Here is a 14595-nt window from a genome sequence, read left to right on the forward strand (position 1 = left end):
GTTTGGAAACAAACAGAATGCTATCGCTGCATAGTTGAACAGTGATGTTCAGCAGTGTTCAGCGTAAATGTATCAGCACGGCATTCACACTTTGGTGTACAGTCCCCTCTGCCGAGGTCTGCTGAGCGGACGGATGACGCCACAAACCACCTTCCCTTCAGGGGATATGCGAGCCGGGATCGACCCCAAGTTTGTTGAACCGCGCTACTCCCAGTACCTAAAGGCGGCAGAGGCATTGAGCCGGTTTGCTCAGGATCGCTATGGCAAGACCTTGGCTCAGTTGGCGGTGCGCTGGCTGCTGGATCAACCAGGGGTGAGTGTGGCGCTGTGGGGGGCACGCAAGCCCTATCATCTGGAGGCAATATCCGGCCTTTGGGGCTGGTCGTTGGATGCGGAAGCGATGCAGACCATCGAGGATATTTTGCAAAGGTATGTTCCCGAGTCCATTCCCCCCAGCTTTATGTCCCCGCCTGCCCGCGCTGCCTAGTTGTTGCTTTCTGTTCCCTTGCCGTTTGCGTTAGCGGTGGGGAGCACTTTGTCGCCGGGATCCCAGTCCTACGATTGAGTTTGGCAAAAAATGGGATGTAGAGCCCTGTCCTACCGCTACATAACTGGCCAGTAGGGCGAGGGGGCTGTTAACCACGGGAGAACAAAGATGGCCATCCCAGATGCATTCGCGTCAGCAGTGCGGAGCACTTTGACCCATAAAGCAGACAGGCCAAGGGATCCGGCTGACCAGAATGGGCCCACAGCGCCTTCTCAGGCGGGATCCCTGATTCTCCAGGTGGGGGGCATGAGTTGTGCCGGCTGCGTCCGCACTGTCGAGCAGGCTCTACTGAGACAGCCGGGGGTGGTCAAGGCCAGCGTTAACCTGGTTACCGAGTCGGCCCTTGTGGAATTTGCCCCTGGACTCCGGCCCGACCCGCAGCACCTGGCCCAGATTTTGACAGAGGCAGGGTTTCCCAGCCGCTACAGTTCAGAGGGTGAGGCCCTCTCCGGCGGGAGTTCCGTTCGCGTCAGCGGTGCGGAGCACTCTCAAGATCCCTCTTCCCCTCCCGGTGGGTGGGAAGAAGCCTTGGATGTGCCTGCGGATCCCCTCTCTCGGCAGCGACAGCAGACCCGACACCACATTCGCCAAGCGCTCACCGCCGCTTTTTTGCTGCTGATTTCTGCCGCCGGACACTTGGATCTCTTCGCCCGTCTGGGCTTGCCCCTCCTTAATGATGTCTGGCTGCACTGGGGCTTGGCGACCTTGACTTTTGTCGGCCCGGCTCGCGGCATTGTCCTAGATGGTTGGAGAGGGGCGCGGCGGCTGGCCCCCAACATGAACACCTTGGTTACCCTGGGATCCGGATCGGCCTACCTGGCCAGTCTAGCGGGGTTGTTGGCCCCTCAGGTGGGCTGGGAGTGCTTTTTCGACGAGCCCGTCATGATGCTCAGCTTCATCCTGTTGGGACGGGCCTTGGAACAGCACAGCCGCCTGCGGGCGGCCAGCAGCCTGCAATCGCTGGTGAGCTTGTGTCCCAGTTTGGCTCGGCGGGTTCAGCCTGCAGAGAAGGCGGGATCTCTGGCTTCCAGCCCAGAGGGGAACCTGGATCTGGGATCCCAAACCGGAGAATGGTGCCCTGTCGAACAGGTGCGAGTGGGGGATTGGCTCCAAGTGCGGGCCGGCGAACAGATCCCGGTGGATGGAGAAGTCATTGCCGGCCAGGCCACGGTCAACGAGGGGATGCTGACAGGGGAACCCTTGCCGGTGCTGAAACAAGCGGGGGATTCCGTGGTGGCGGGAACGCTGAACCAATCGGGGTTGCTGCTGTGCCGGGCGACGCGCACCGGGAAAGACACCACCTTGGCCCAGGTCATTCGCCTGGTGGAAGAGGCCCAAGCTCGCAAGGCCCCCATCCAAGGGATAGCCGACCAGGTGGCGGGCTACTTCACCTATGGGGTGGTCACGCTGGCCATTCTCACCTTTGGGTTCTGGTACTGGATTGGGATCCCGCTTTGGGGGAGCGGCGGTGCGGAGCACTTCGTCCTGGCGGGGTTCAGCCTGCACGCCCATCTGCATCTGGGTGACCATCCCCCTCACCCCACACCCCTGCTCAGCAGCCTCAAGATGGCCATTGCCGTTTTGGTGGTGGCCTGCCCCTGTGCTTTGGGATTGGCTACGCCGATGGCCATCCTGGTGGGTACCGGGCTGGGAGCCGAGCGGGGCTTGCTCATCCGAGGGGGAGATGTTCTGGAGAAAGCCCATCGCTTGCAAACGGTGGTCTTCGACAAAACCGGCACCCTCACCCAAGGGGATCCCCACCTGACGGACTGTCTCAGCCTTGACCCCTCCCTGGATCCCAATCGCCTGCTCCAACTGGCGGCCACAGTGGAAAGCGGCACTCGCCACCCCCTGGCGCAAGCCATTTTGCAAGCCGCCCGCACCCAGGGTTTGCCGTTGCTCTCCGCCGGCGAGTTTCAAACCCAACCGGGGATAGGAGTCGCCGCCCAAGTGGAAGGGCAGGAAGTGGTGTTGGGATCCCTGGATGGGCTGGCTGCTTTGGGGATCCCGCTGTCCCAGGAGGCCCAGGCCCAGGCCGAGGTGCTACTGGCAGCCGGCAAAACGGTGGTGGGCGTGGCTCTAGGGGGATCCCTGGTGGGGCTGCTGGCAGCCCAGGATCCCTTGCGGCCTGATGCGCAGGCAACACTGCGACAACTGCAAAAGATGGGCTTGCAGGTGATGCTGCTTACTGGCGATCGGGCTGAGGTGGCCAAGCAGGTAGCCGAAGCTCTGCAAGTGCCCGGGATCCGCGTTATCGCCGAGGTTCACCCGGCAGACAAAGCTCAAGTCATCCGCGACCTGCAGACCCAAGGCCAGAGAGTTGCCATGGTGGGAGATGGCATTAACGACGCTCCGGCTTTGGCCCAAGCCGATGTGGGCATCGCCCTGCACTCAGCCACTGATGCGGCCTTAGAAACCGCCGATATCATCCTCATGCGCAACCGCCTCTGGGATGTGGTGGAAGCTATCCGCCTCAGCCGCGCCACCTTCCGCAAGATCCAGCAGAACCTCCTCTGGGCCTTTGGCTACAACCTGGTGGGGATCCCAGTGGCAGCAGGCGTGCTCCTACCCCCCTTTGGCATTGGGCTTAGCCCGGCAATCGCTGGGGGTCTCATGGCCTTGAGTTCCCTCAGTGTAATCCTCAATTCACTCCTCTTGAGGCGAACTTTTGTACCCCGTAGATCTTCGAGTAGCCGCAGCTAAAAAAGTGTTAAAAACTACGAATGACTAAGTATCGATCGTTAAGTCTTCCGAGGTTTTACCGAGCTTCTGACACAATTTCCGCTGCATCCAAGCCAAAAATTCGGCAACTTCGTACATTTGATTATACATTTGATTAAAAAGATTAATCCGCTTTAACTTTTGAGGATTTGGTTGTAAGACTAGGCCGAAACCAAGCTGTAAGCGCATCTTCTGGTTTCTTGCTTAGCAAAGCAAAAACCGTGAAAATACTGAGAAAGCGCATCTTGCAGCGGTGAAGGGAGCAAAAGTATGGCGATGCTTGGAGATCTTCAGGAATTTTCCTTATGCGACCTGTTGCATTTAATGGAAAAGGGTAAGAAAGCAGGGCAATTATCCATCTGGGCACCCAATGGCATTCAGCGGATTTGGTTTTACCAAGGTCGGGTGGTCGCCGCCCTCGCCCCTGAAGAAAAGCATCGTTTGGAAAGCCTGCTGACGCGCTTTGGCTTGGTGGACGAGCAGGTGGTCAGCCAGTTGGTCGCTAGGGGCTTGGAGGAGCCTCTGGGGCGTTGCCTGCAGCGGCAAGGGTTGATCTCGCCCGTAGATTTGGCCAAGCTCTTTCGCCATCAACTGCAAACCGGCCTCTACAGCCTCTTCGCCCTCAAATCCGGACAGTTCAGCTTTTTGCCCAATGTGCCGTTGCCGTATCAAGAGATGACTGGCTTAAGCAAGGAAGCTTCGGCTGTAGTTTTGGAAGGGCTGCAGCAGCTCAAGAGGGATCAACGTTGGGAAGAAAACTTGCCCCAGCCGGACAGCTACTTCTGTCGCACCAGCTTTGAGCTACCTCTGTACAAGCTTTCACCGCTGGAGTGGTCGATCTTGGAGCAGGTCTCCCCTTCCCGCAAGCTGGCCGACCTGGCACGGGCATTGGGGGCCGACTTGTTGGAGGTGCGCTATGCCTGCGCCCGTCTGGCGAAGCTGGGGTTGATCAGCCCTTGTGAGGGGCCAACGGTTCTGGCTCGGTCTGGTCACTGGGAGCTGTCCAAGTCGATTGCTGAGGAGGTGAATCCCGAGCCGGTGAGGGAGAGGCTGGGGGCAAGGGTGCCCGGTTTTCAGGATGAGAGCGGCCCGGTTAAGCCTTCTCTGGTCAGTCGATTGGCCACCCTCCTCAAGGGCATGCGCGAAAAGTGAGGTAAACCTAACGGAAAAAAACAATCTTCTGGCTTTGTAAAGAACTTGGAAGGGTCTATAACTTTTCTCTAACTTCCGCTCACAGAGAAAGCAAAAATAGGAGTTCTATCTTACGAAGCGACATGATCCAACACAAAGCTGAAACAAAGGAAACTAGAACTCTTCTGTGAAGGGCTTCCGAGTGCTGCCTAATTGTATTCCTTGATAGATTTTCCCGGATAGTAAGTGTAACTGCTGGCGCGCAGAGTACCTAGCTACAAAGAACACAGCCGTTGATACACGGTTGTTGTCCGAGAGTACATGTACAAGAATGGGGATGTCTGAAATGTTACTAAGGCATTGATTTCCACTTATCCCACCGAATCAGAGGCTCGAAAAAATCTTATGGCCATAGTTGGAGACCTCCAAGAATTTTCCTTGCCCGATCTGTTGCAGCTGATCGAGAGAGGCAGCAAAACAGGACAGCTCTGTATTTGGGCGCCCAGAGGTATCTACAGGATCTGGTTTTACCAAGGTCGGGTCATTGCTGCCCTACCACCTCAGGAAGAACACCGCCTGGAGAGCTTGCTGGCCCATTCCGGCTTGGTGAGCGAGCGGGTGGTCGAGAAGCTGGCTTCCTTTTGCGGCTCGGAAGAGCCTCTGGGGCGTTGCTTGCAGCGGCAAGGGTTGATTACCCCAGCAGCCCTGGCCAAGCTCTTCCGCCATCAACTGCAAACCGGCCTCTACAGCCTCTTTGCCCTCGAATCCGGCCAGTTCAGCTTCCTGCCCAACGTGCCCATGCCCTACCGAGAAATGACTGGCCTCAGCAAAAGCGCTACCGCTGCCGTCCTGGAAGCCCTGCAGCAGCTCAAGCTAGAGCAGCAGCCCGAAAAAGACCTGCCAGAGCCCGATAGCTGCTTTTGGCGTACCAGCACCGAACTGCCTCTGTTCAAACTTTCTGCGCTGGAGTGGGGGATCCTGGAGCAGGTGTCGCCTTCTCGCAAGCTGACGGCTTTGGCTCAAGCACTGGGGGCAGACCTGCTGGAGGTGCGCTATGCCTGTGCCCGTCTGGCCAAGCTGGGGTTGATCAGCCCCTGTGAGGGGCCAACGGTTCTGGCTCGGTCTGGTCACTTGGAGCTGTCCAAGTCGATTGCTGAGGAGGTGAATCCCGAGCCGGTGAGGGAGAGGCTGGGGGCAAGGGTGCCTGGTCTCCAGGATGAGGGCGGCCCCGTCAAGCCTTCTCTGGTCAGTCGATTGGCCACCCTCCTCAAGGGCATTCGCGAAAAATAAAAGCATAGGGATATTTGCAGTCATGTTTTCGGTTTTCGGGTAGAAACATTAGAAATAGGGAATCAGCAGGGAGATGTAGGATGGCTAATCTGTCCTCTTTGCAGGCGATCCTCCAGAGCTATGTTGCCAACACACCGGAAGTCCAGGGAGCAGCAGTGGTCACCCCCGACGGGCTACCTTTAGCTTCCACACTGCCTGTGGGTATGGATGAAGAGAGAACCTCTGCTATGTCGGCTGCCATGCTTTCTTTGGGCGAACGGATTGGGAGAGAGCTAGGGCGCGGAGCCATAGAGAGAGTTTTTGTACAGGGGGAAAAAGGATACGGGGTTTTAACCAGTTGTGGCCCCGATGCCGTCTTGCTGACAATTGCCAGCCATGAAGTCAAGCAAGGCTTGCTCTTTTTGGAAATTAAGCGAGTCGCGGCAAGCATTGCAGAGGCAATGAAGTAAGAAAATCAAATGTGGAGGCTAAGTTTTTGATTCTGTCCTGACGTTGAGGGAAGTATGGCCATTAAACCTTCTGAGCTGCTCCAAGTCCTGATCTCACGCACGCAATTCACAGATGATGACAAGAAAATTTTGCAGCAAAGCGCCGACTGGGGCAGCAGCATTGCTGCAGAAATGTCGGATACGTTTTACAACTACCTGGATCGCGATGCTGAGATGGCAGCTGTCATTGCCAAGCATAACCGGCAGCGGCTGGGCCAAACTTTTGCCGACTGGTTCAAGGAAATGTTCACGGGCATGGACAATTGGGGCCCCCAGTATGCGGATCGCCGCTGGAAAATCGGCATAGTTCATGTGCGCGTTGGGATCGGCCCTCAACATGTTGTGCCTGCTATGGCCACAGTTGTGCAGGAGGTCAGTCGGCGGTTGGTGAAAGAAGGCAAGCCTGAGCAGTTGCGCACCAGCTTGAGCAAGGTCTGTATGATTGACCTCTCTTTTATTGAGCAAGCTTACCTTGAGGTGGCCTATAACGCCGTGCAACAGGAAACAGGCATGAGCGAGGCTTTATTCAAACGGTTAATTGCCAATGGTGCCAACAGTTTAATTTGAGTTGTTTGAGTTAGAGTGGGCTCTTGCTTACTCTACTTGCTTAATTTCTCTACCTTCTTGGGCTGAGGTGCTTGAGTTTCTGGGATCCCTCTGGAGCAGAGCTGGCGTTGATATCTTTTTTAGATTATCTTAGAAGCAACCTGGAGATAGCTTTACCTCCCGTGCGGCACATCGGTGCACTCCCCCGAGTTTTATTCAGCTTTGTCGCTAGAGCTTAGTCTGAGGCCAGTTTATGGGAAATATCTTGCGAATTGTTGTAACAGGGCCGGTGGGAGCTGGAAAGTCTACCTTTATTCGCACGATTAGCGAGATTGAGGTAGTAGACACCGATTGCAAAGCAACGGACGAGGTGGCAGAGCTGAAGAAAACCACGACGGTAAGCATGGACTTCGGCCGCTTGAGAATTGGAGAGGATGAAGAAGAGATGTGGCTGCATCTCTACGGCACTCCCGGCCAGTCTCGCTTTAACTTTATGTGGGATATTTTAATTAAGCGCGCCCACGGCTATGTTCTTCTGGTGCCTGCGCACTTGCCGGGCCAATTTCGCAACGCCCAAGCTATTCAATCTTTTATGAAAGCCAGGACAAGTGCCCCCTGCGTGATTGGGATCACTCACGTCGATCAACCCAATGCCTGGGATCCAGAAGACATTTTGTTAATTTTGGGGAATCAAGATGGCGCGATTCCCCACACCACTTTGAATGCTCAAGAGCCATCTTCTGTTGCCAACACGTTGCTTCTGTTGGTTGAGCAAATGATGCCCCAGGTGGTTGTTTGAACAGATTTTCAGGTATCCAGCAGGCTACAGCTTTTTTTAGCAACATCGACCCTAGCCAACACAGGCGTATCTTTTGTGGGACAGGGATCCCTCCCGTGAAGCCGAAAAACGGGAGATTGGATTCGGTGGAGATTTGCCGCATAATGAAATGTCCTGAGTGATCTTTCTTGCCAGCCATTGAACCAAGGGGATCCCTGCTGTGTTGCTTCTCGATTGCTCTCCCCTGACCCTTTCCCCAGAAGAAGCGCGGGAGAAACTGTTGTATCTCCTCGCCCAACTGGCCTATCGAGAAGGCTCCTTTACCCTCACTTCTGGACAGAAGAGCCCCCACTACATCAACTGCAAGCCGGTCACCCTCCATCCCCAGGGGGCTTATTGGGTGGGATCCCTGCTACACCGGCTGTTGCCTCCCGAAACCGAAGCAGTGGCCGGAATGACGCTGGGAGCGGATCCCTTGGTGACGGCGGTGAGTTTGGCCTCTCTGCATGCTGAACCCGCCAACCTACCCGCCTTGATCGTGCGCAAAGAGCCCAAGGGGCACGGTACGCAGGCCTGGATCGAGGGGCCAGAACTGCCGGCGGGCAGCCGGGTTTGGATCTTGGAAGATGTCGTCACCACCGGCGGCTCGGCCCTCAAAGCTGTAGAGCGGGTGCGGGCAGCCGGCTATCGGGCGGAAGGGATCCTGGCTTTGGTGGATCGGCTGGAAGGGGCAGAAGACCGCTACCGAGAAGCAGGGATCGCCTTTCGTCGCCTATTCACCCTTCCAGAAGTGCAGGCTTGCCATCGGGCCTTGACCTCAGGAAAATCAAAGGACTAGCCTGCCCCCTTGGTGAGCATCAAAGCTTTGGAGAGCGGACATGCTGCCCCCTGCCTACTCAGCTCTGCCCAGCCGAAATCTGCCGAGCCTACCGCATCGGGCGCGGGTGGCTGTGTACGTGGTGATGAACATCGAGCACTTCACTTTTGGCAAGCTGGGCACAGCCATTCAACCCCATCTCACCAGCTCCCCTGAGATCGCCAACTATGGCTGGCGGGACTACGGCAATCGGGTGGGCATTTGGCGCTTGTTTGAGCTGTTTGCCGAGCTGGGGATCCCGGTAACTGCCGCCCTGAACGCGGAAATGGTGGAGCTTTACCCCCCCATCATTGAAGGGATCCGCCAATACGGCTGGTCGGTGTTGGCCCACGGCTGGAACAACTCTACCGGCCACAGCGGCCTGGCCCGTGACGTCGAACAGGAGCTCATTGAGCGCAGTTTGTCCCTTTTGGAAAAGGTGTCGGGATCCCGCCCTTGGGGCTGGCTGACGCCGGGGTTTTCCGTTAGCGAGAACACCTTTGACCTGCTCAAGGCTGCCGGGATCCGCTACACCACCGACTGGGTAAACGACGACCAACCCTACTGGCTGCAGACTGCCGCCGGCCCTCTCTTGGGGATCCCCTACACTCTAGAGGCCAACGACATCAGCCTTTGTCTGAGCGCCCGCCTGCCGGCAGAAGCCTTTGCCCAAGCCCTCATCGACCAGTTTGATCAACTGTGGCAAGATGGGGAACGCTCCCCCCGCGTCATGGCCATCGGCCTACATCCTTTCATTGTCGGGCAGCCTCTGCGGATGGGATCCCTGAAAAAAGCCTTGCAGCACATCCAATCTCGCCCTCAGACTTGGCTCACCACCGGTGATGGCCTCTACGACTGGTATGCCCAAGCCTGCCCTGCTCCTGAGACGCCCTGACGGGATCCCCTGGCCAGAGGGAAAAGCGCGTCTTGGCCTTGGATCCTGCTCATTTTTTAACTTTGTTCTAATTTTGTCTTGTCTGGAGCTGTCCACCGTGGCTCCAGAAGTGACAGCATAGGCGGTGAAACCACCTAGGGCAAAAGGGCTTGGCCATGCGCATGGGCAGACTCAGTGGGATCCTCCTGCACCCCACCTCGCTACCGGGGCCATTTGGTATCGGCGATCTGGGGCCATCGGCTTATCGCTTTGTGGACTTTCTGGTGGAGAGCGGCCAACGCCTCTGGCAGGTTCTTCCTCTTGGGCCGACCGGCTGGGGCAACTCCCCCTACATGAGCTTTTCCTCCATTGCCGGCAACCCGCTTCTCATCAGCCCGGAGCTATTGGTGGGGGCCGGTTGGCTGGATCCCAACAGTTGGCAGGATCTGCCCCAATGGCCAACGATCCAAGCCGGGTCTGCCGAGCGGGTGGACTACGAAACCGTGATCCCCTTCAAGCTGGGCCTGCTGCACCGCGCCTGGGCAACCTTCAAAGAAAAAGCGTCCGCCGCCGACTGGGAAGCCTTCCAAGCCTATTGTGCTGCCGAAGCCGATTGGTTGCCCGACTATGCCCTGTTCATGGCCCTCAAGGATGTGTACGGCGAGCAAGAGTGGAACCAATGGGATCCGGCCTTGGTGCGACGGGATCCGCCGGCCCTGCAAGAGGCTCGCGACCGCTATGCCGATGCCATTACCGAGCAGATGTTTTGGCAGTATCTGTTCGCCCAGCAGTGGGGATCCTTGAGGGAGTATGCCCATCGGCATCAAGTGCAGCTCATCGGGGATGTGCCCATCTATGTTGCCCCCAACAGTGCCGACGTGTGGGCCAACCGGGAGCTGTTTCACCTGGATGAACAGGGACGGCCTTTACAAGTAGCCGGTGTGCCGCCGGACTATTTCAGCCCCACCGGGCAGCGCTGGGGCAACCCCCTCTACAACTGGGAAGTGCTCAAGGCCCGTGGCTACGACTGGTGGATCAAACGCATGCAGGCCATTCTCAAGCAAGTGGATTGTGTGCGCATCGACCACTTTCGCGGCTTCGAGAGCTACTGGGCCATTCCGGGCGATGCGGAAACAGCTGTGGAAGGGGAGTGGCAAAAAGGGCCGGGAGCAGATTTCTTTCAGGCCCTGGCCGACAAGCTGGGGGAAATCCCGGTGATTGCCGAAGATCTGGGAGACATTACGCCCGAGGTGTTGCAACTGCGGGATCAATTTGGCTTGCCCGGCATGAAGGTGTTGCTCTTTGCCTTCGGCTCTGGGCCCGATAACCCCTATTTGCCCCATGCCTATGAGCGCAACTTTGTCGTTTACACCGGCACCCACGACAACAACACGGTGGTGGGCTGGTTTCATGACCCGGATCGCTCGGAGTGGGAAAAACAAAACCTGCTGCGCTATTTGGGCTGCCAGGGATCCGGGGGCATCCATTGGGATCTGATCCGCTTGGCCCTTTCTTCCGTAGCCGACCTGGCCATCATTCCCCTGCAGGATGTGATGGGGCTGGGGGCAGAGGCGCGCATGAACTTCCCCGGCACCACCGAGAACAACTGGGCCTGGCGCTACCGCGAAGAGATGCTGCGGCAGGACATGATCCAGCGGCTGGCCGAGATGAGCGTGACCTATGGGCGCATCTCTCCTCAAGAGTTGGAGCAACGGCGAGCAGCCCTAGCCCAAGAACGGGCGGCAGGATCTTCTCAAGCTGCCCCCAGCCTCGTCTAATGCTGGATCCCGCCCATCAGCAGCCCGATCCGCTCTTCGGTGGCCTCTTCAGGCCTGAGTTCTCCTACCAGGCGGCCCTCATGGATCACCAAAATGCGATCCGACAAGCTGATCACCTCATTCAAATCCGCCGATACCAGCAGCACCCCCATGCCCTGATCCCGTGCCTGCAGGATGCGGCGATGAATGGCCTCGATGGCCCCCACATCCACCCCCCGCGTCGGCTGGGCAGCCACCAGCACCTTGGATCCACAGGAAAGCTCCCGTCCCACAACGATCTTCTGGGCATTGCCCCCAGAATAGCGGCGGGCCGTCAGGGAAATGCTGCGGGGGCGAACGTCGAAGCTCTCCACCACCTGGCGGGCATGTTGGTCAATGGCCTCTTCCCGAAAAAATCCCAACCAGCCGGTATACGGCTTTTGATGGTGATCCCCCAGGATCAGGTTGTCGCGGGTGGGGAAATCCAGCACCAAACCTCTCACATTGCGATCTTCGGGGATATGACTCAGACCCCAGCAACGCACCTGTCGGGCCGAAGCAGACAGGGATCCGGCTCCATAGCGAATTTGGCCGCGGTAGCTTCTCAAGCCGGTGATCGCCTCCACCAATTCCGTTTGGCCGTTTCCCTCCACACCGGCAAGGCCCACAATCTCGCCGGCACGTACCTGGAAGCTCGCCCCCGCCACCGCCGGCTTCCGCCCCGGTATATCCACCCACAGATCTCGCACATCCAGCAACACCTCCCCAGGGGTAGCGGCCTTTTTTTCAACGGTCAGACTGACTTCCCGCCCCACCATCAGCCGCGCCAGTTCCTGGGCATCGGTTTGGGCAGTGGGCAACGTCGCCACCACCTTGCCATCCCGAATGACGGTGACGCGGTCGGCCAGTTGCATTACCTCCTTCAGCTTGTGGCTGATGAAAATGACAGCTCCCCCCCGCCGGGCAAAGCGGCGCAAAAACGCAAACAGCTCGCCTGCCTCCTGCGGAGTCAACACTGCCGTCGGCTCATCCAAAATCAAGATGCGGGCCTTGCGGTAGAGCATTTTCAAGATCTCCACCCGCTGCTGTAGGCCTACCGGCAGATCCTCCACTCTGGCGTCGGGATCCAGATGGAAGCCCATCTCGGCAATCAACTGAGCCACCTCAGCCCTGGCCCGACGGAAATCGACCTGAAAAAGATGGCCGGGTTCGGCCCCAAGAACCACGTTTTCCGTAACCGTCAAGGGATCCACCAACATAAAGTGTTGATGCACCATCCCAATTCCCAACCGAATGGCATCGGCGGGACTGTGAATTTTGGCCGGTTGCCCATCCACTTGAATGGATCCCTCGTCCGGGCTGACCAACCCATAGACGATCTTCATCAGGGTAGACTTGCCCGCCCCGTTCTCCCCCATCAGCGCCAGAATCTCTCCCCAACGCACCTCCAGATCGATGTGGTCGTTGGCCAGCACCAGAGGATAACGCTTGGTGATCCCCTGCAAGCGAAGGGCAATATCGCTGCGATGGGATCCCTCTGCCAAAGAAGGATCAGGCCCACTCATGAGGTGCTTCTTGAACGCCTTTTCCAGCATAGGTTGTGAACTGCCATGCCAGAGGAAAGCATTTCTGGGGGTATTGTGAGAGTCTCTCTTTTTCTAAGCACTATGGTCATTTCGATTCAAACTGGGACACTGCACCCACACCTAAAACGTTGGTCACGTCGTTACGTCGTCGCATCGTCGCGTCAGCGTTGCGGTTCCCGTCAGGGTGCCGTAGGCATAGCAATAGCGCTGCGGAGCAATAATGCACGGGGCCAGAAGGCTTTTTTCAATAGCCCAGGCGTCTTACCCTAGCCTGAAACAACTATGTCTAATAACTAATGGTGCAACATCCAAGGTCGCCCACAGGATTGGGAGCGATATTTTGGCGAGTTTGGATCAGAATTTGAGTGCTGTTCACGCTTGATCAGTTTGGGTTCTCTTCCCCCCTTTGAAATAGGCAAAGAGCTGGAAAGCTGAACCATGGGAACTGAAATGAGACGTTTCCCTTCCTGATTGCAAGAAGGACAATAGGCCGGATCTCGATATTGAGATAAGGGCCGCCATACCTCAAACTCCCCACAGGTTTGACACTTAAACTCATACAGCGGCATCTTCCTATTCCACCCCCTTGAACGAGGCATCGGATAACATTCACCTAGGGAGAATATCTATGTCGAAGATTTGCGTAGGAACAGCCACCGTACAGCAAGCATTGGGAATATCGACGATCCCACTCACTCTGCCCTCCACCGGTGCAGAACTGAGCAGCAGATAAGCTTGTTCTCCCGTAAAGCCGAATTTTTTCAGATATTCGATGGCATTTAAGCAGGCGCGTCGATAGGCAATGTGAACATCCATATAATGCTGCTTACCTGTAAGCTCGTCCACAGAAATGCCCTCAAACACAAGGTATTCCGAGTAACGTGGCTCAACAGGGCCGGGCTTAAAAATGGGGTTAACCAATCTGTACTTCTCAACACCACCCTTGATTAGATCGACGTGGAGATCGATGTAGCCCGACATCTCAATAGCGCCACAAAAAGAGATCTCCCCATCCCCTTGCGAGAAGTGAATATCTCCCATCGACAGCTTGGCACCCTCCACGTAAACCGGGAAGTAGATCCGTGTTCCTTTAGACAGGTTTTTAATATCGCAATTACCGCCGTGCTCTCGCGGGGGCACCGTCCGAGCCGCTTCAGCAGCAACCCGCTCATACTCTGACTTGGGCAAAGTTCCCAAAATTGCGTTCTTGGGATTGGGCAAGGCGGCCAGCACAGGCTGATTGCCGGATAGCCCCGCGCCGTAAGTGCGCAAATCGGGAGCCGAAGCGACCAGCTCAGCTTCCCGCTTATTCCAAGCCGCCAGCAACTCGTGAGATGGGGCACAGCCAATGAGGCCGGGGTGAATGATGCCGGCAAAGCGCACATGGGGAATGTGTCTGGAAGTGGTGTAAATGCCTTGAAAATCCCAGATGGCTTTGGCCGCGTTGGGAAAATGATCGGTGAGGAATCCCCCTCCATTTTCTTTGGCAAAAATACCTGTAAACCCCCACTCGTCTCCCGGCAGTGGCCCAATGTCTAACAGATCGACAACCAGGATATCTCCAGGCTGGGCGCCGTTAACCCAAATAGGCCCACTCAAAACATGGACAACGCTTAGGTCAACCTGCTCAATGTCGGAAGGATCATCGTTGTTTTTGATTTGCCCATCCGTCCAGTCTTTACACTCAATTCGGAATACCTCGCCAGGGTTTACAGAAACCACAGCGGGAATATCAGGATGCCAGCGGTTGTGACCCGGTAGATCCTGTTGATCCATTGGCTTAGTCAGGTCAACTTTAAACAGCGTTTTGGGCATGGGATCCTATCCTTGAGTCATCACTCTGCGGTCAGACTTTGAATGCACAAAAGCCTATCTCCAATAGAGAAGCTAATACTGTAGTAAAAGCTACAATTCATAGTGCTGTTATCTACAATCGCAGAGCGGGAGATGAGGAGCTTAGATCGACAGGCTATTTCACTGCAATTCAAAGTAACTATCAATCAATTCACCAAAGTAACGGC

At 56.6% G+C, this 14595-nt stretch carries 13 protein-coding genes; 10 read left to right on the forward strand and 3 right to left on the reverse strand.

The features are described from left to right. The first annotated feature begins 67 nt into the window (after positions 1-67). From NW870_RS06155 to malQ, 10 genes are all read left to right on the forward strand, one after another. Positions 68-487 (forward strand): aldo/keto reductase, encoded by a 420-nt coding sequence (locus tag NW870_RS06155; protein ID WP_414374476.1) that lies wholly within the window; start codon positions 68-70, stop codon positions 485-487. Between the two features lie 168 nt (positions 488-655). Next, positions 656-3250, forward strand: a complete 2595-nt coding sequence (locus NW870_RS06160; RefSeq protein ID WP_414374478.1) for a heavy metal translocating P-type ATPase — start codon at positions 656-658, stop codon at positions 3248-3250. Positions 3251-3538: 288 nt separating this feature from the next. Beyond that, positions 3539-4420, forward strand: a complete 882-nt coding sequence (locus tag NW870_RS06165) for a DUF4388 domain-containing protein (protein ID WP_414374479.1) — start codon at positions 3539-3541, stop codon at positions 4418-4420. 384 nt (positions 4421-4804) lie between these two features. Beyond that, positions 4805-5689: a DUF4388 domain-containing protein gene (locus NW870_RS06170; protein ID WP_414374481.1), complete on the forward strand. Its 885-nt coding sequence runs from the start codon at positions 4805-4807 to the stop codon at positions 5687-5689. An 80-nt stretch (positions 5690-5769) separates the two neighbouring features. Then, positions 5770-6138, forward strand: coding sequence for a roadblock/LC7 domain-containing protein (locus NW870_RS06175; RefSeq protein ID WP_011433098.1), 369 nt, complete (start codon positions 5770-5772; stop codon positions 6136-6138). Positions 6139-6192: 54 nt separating this feature from the next. After that, positions 6193-6744: a protoglobin domain-containing protein gene (locus NW870_RS06180; protein WP_414374482.1), complete on the forward strand. Its 552-nt coding sequence runs from the start codon at positions 6193-6195 to the stop codon at positions 6742-6744. A 232-nt stretch (positions 6745-6976) separates the two neighbouring features. Then, the gene (locus NW870_RS06185; protein WP_414374483.1) at positions 6977-7522 is read left to right on the forward strand and encodes a GTP-binding protein; all 546 of its coding nucleotides are present in this window, start codon (positions 6977-6979) and stop codon (positions 7520-7522) included. A 199-nt stretch (positions 7523-7721) separates the two neighbouring features. Then, positions 7722-8339 carry an orotate phosphoribosyltransferase gene (pyrE, locus tag NW870_RS06190; protein WP_414374485.1) on the forward strand — a complete coding sequence of 206 codons (618 nt, stop codon included), beginning with the start codon at positions 7722-7724 and terminating at the stop codon, positions 8337-8339. 40 nt (positions 8340-8379) lie between these two features. Continuing rightward, on the forward strand, positions 8380-9252 hold the full coding sequence (locus NW870_RS06195) for a polysaccharide deacetylase family protein (protein ID WP_414374486.1): 873 nt from the start codon (positions 8380-8382) through the stop codon (positions 9250-9252). Between the two features lie 155 nt (positions 9253-9407). Next, positions 9408-11009, forward strand: a complete 1602-nt coding sequence (malQ, locus tag NW870_RS06200) for a 4-alpha-glucanotransferase (protein WP_414374488.1) — start codon at positions 9408-9410, stop codon at positions 11007-11009. On the opposite strand, the gene NW870_RS06205 is transcribed toward malQ, so the two are convergent. The 3 genes from NW870_RS06205 to fmdA all read right to left on the reverse strand — a co-directional run bounded on the left by NW870_RS06205 (position 11006) and on the right by fmdA (position 14389). Next, positions 11006-12553 (reverse strand): ABC transporter ATP-binding protein, encoded by a 1548-nt coding sequence (locus tag NW870_RS06205; protein WP_414356688.1) that lies wholly within the window; start codon positions 12551-12553, stop codon positions 11006-11008. The two genes, malQ and NW870_RS06205, sit on opposite strands and share 4 nt — an antisense overlap. A gap of 314 nt (positions 12554-12867) precedes the next feature. Further along, the gene (locus NW870_RS06210) at positions 12868-13173 is read right to left on the reverse strand and encodes an FmdB family zinc ribbon protein (RefSeq protein ID WP_414341588.1); all 306 of its coding nucleotides are present in this window, start codon (positions 13171-13173) and stop codon (positions 12868-12870) included. A gap of 10 nt (positions 13174-13183) precedes the next feature. After that, positions 13184-14389, reverse strand: coding sequence for a formamidase (fmdA, locus tag NW870_RS06215; protein ID WP_414356687.1), 1206 nt, complete (start codon positions 14387-14389; stop codon positions 13184-13186). Positions 14390-14595: the final 206 nt, after the last annotated feature.

Origin of the sequence: Synechococcus sp. R50.1, assembly GCF_047462115.1 — a bacterium.
Lineage (GTDB): Bacteria > Cyanobacteriota > Cyanobacteriia > Thermostichales > Thermostichaceae > Thermostichus.

What these genes read in the sequence shown, in the direction of transcription:
- NW870_RS06155 (WP_414374476.1), top strand. Translation starts at nt 68, where the DNA reads ATGTATCAGCACGGCATTCACACTTTGGTGTACAGTCCCCTCTGCCGA.
- NW870_RS06160 (WP_414374478.1), top strand. Translation starts at nt 656, where the DNA reads ATGGCCATCCCAGATGCATTCGCGTCAGCAGTGCGGAGCACTTTGACC.
- NW870_RS06205 (WP_414356688.1), bottom strand. Translation starts at nt 12,553, where the DNA reads ATGAGTGGGCCTGATCCTTCTTTGGCAGAGGGATCCCATCGCAGCGAT.
- NW870_RS06180 (WP_414374482.1), top strand. Translation starts at nt 6,193, where the DNA reads ATGGCCATTAAACCTTCTGAGCTGCTCCAAGTCCTGATCTCACGCACG.
- NW870_RS06165 (WP_414374479.1), top strand. Translation starts at nt 3,539, where the DNA reads ATGGCGATGCTTGGAGATCTTCAGGAATTTTCCTTATGCGACCTGTTG.
- NW870_RS06210 (WP_414341588.1), bottom strand. Translation starts at nt 13,173, where the DNA reads ATGCCTCGTTCAAGGGGGTGGAATAGGAAGATGCCGCTGTATGAGTTT.
- NW870_RS06170 (WP_414374481.1), top strand. Translation starts at nt 4,805, where the DNA reads ATGGCCATAGTTGGAGACCTCCAAGAATTTTCCTTGCCCGATCTGTTG.
- NW870_RS06175 (WP_011433098.1), top strand. Translation starts at nt 5,770, where the DNA reads ATGGCTAATCTGTCCTCTTTGCAGGCGATCCTCCAGAGCTATGTTGCC.
- fmdA (WP_414356687.1), bottom strand. Translation starts at nt 14,389, where the DNA reads ATGCCCAAAACGCTGTTTAAAGTTGACCTGACTAAGCCAATGGATCAA.
- NW870_RS06185 (WP_414374483.1), top strand. Translation starts at nt 6,977, where the DNA reads ATGGGAAATATCTTGCGAATTGTTGTAACAGGGCCGGTGGGAGCTGGA.
- NW870_RS06195 (WP_414374486.1), top strand. Translation starts at nt 8,380, where the DNA reads ATGCTGCCCCCTGCCTACTCAGCTCTGCCCAGCCGAAATCTGCCGAGC.
- malQ (WP_414374488.1), top strand. Translation starts at nt 9,408, where the DNA reads ATGCGCATGGGCAGACTCAGTGGGATCCTCCTGCACCCCACCTCGCTA.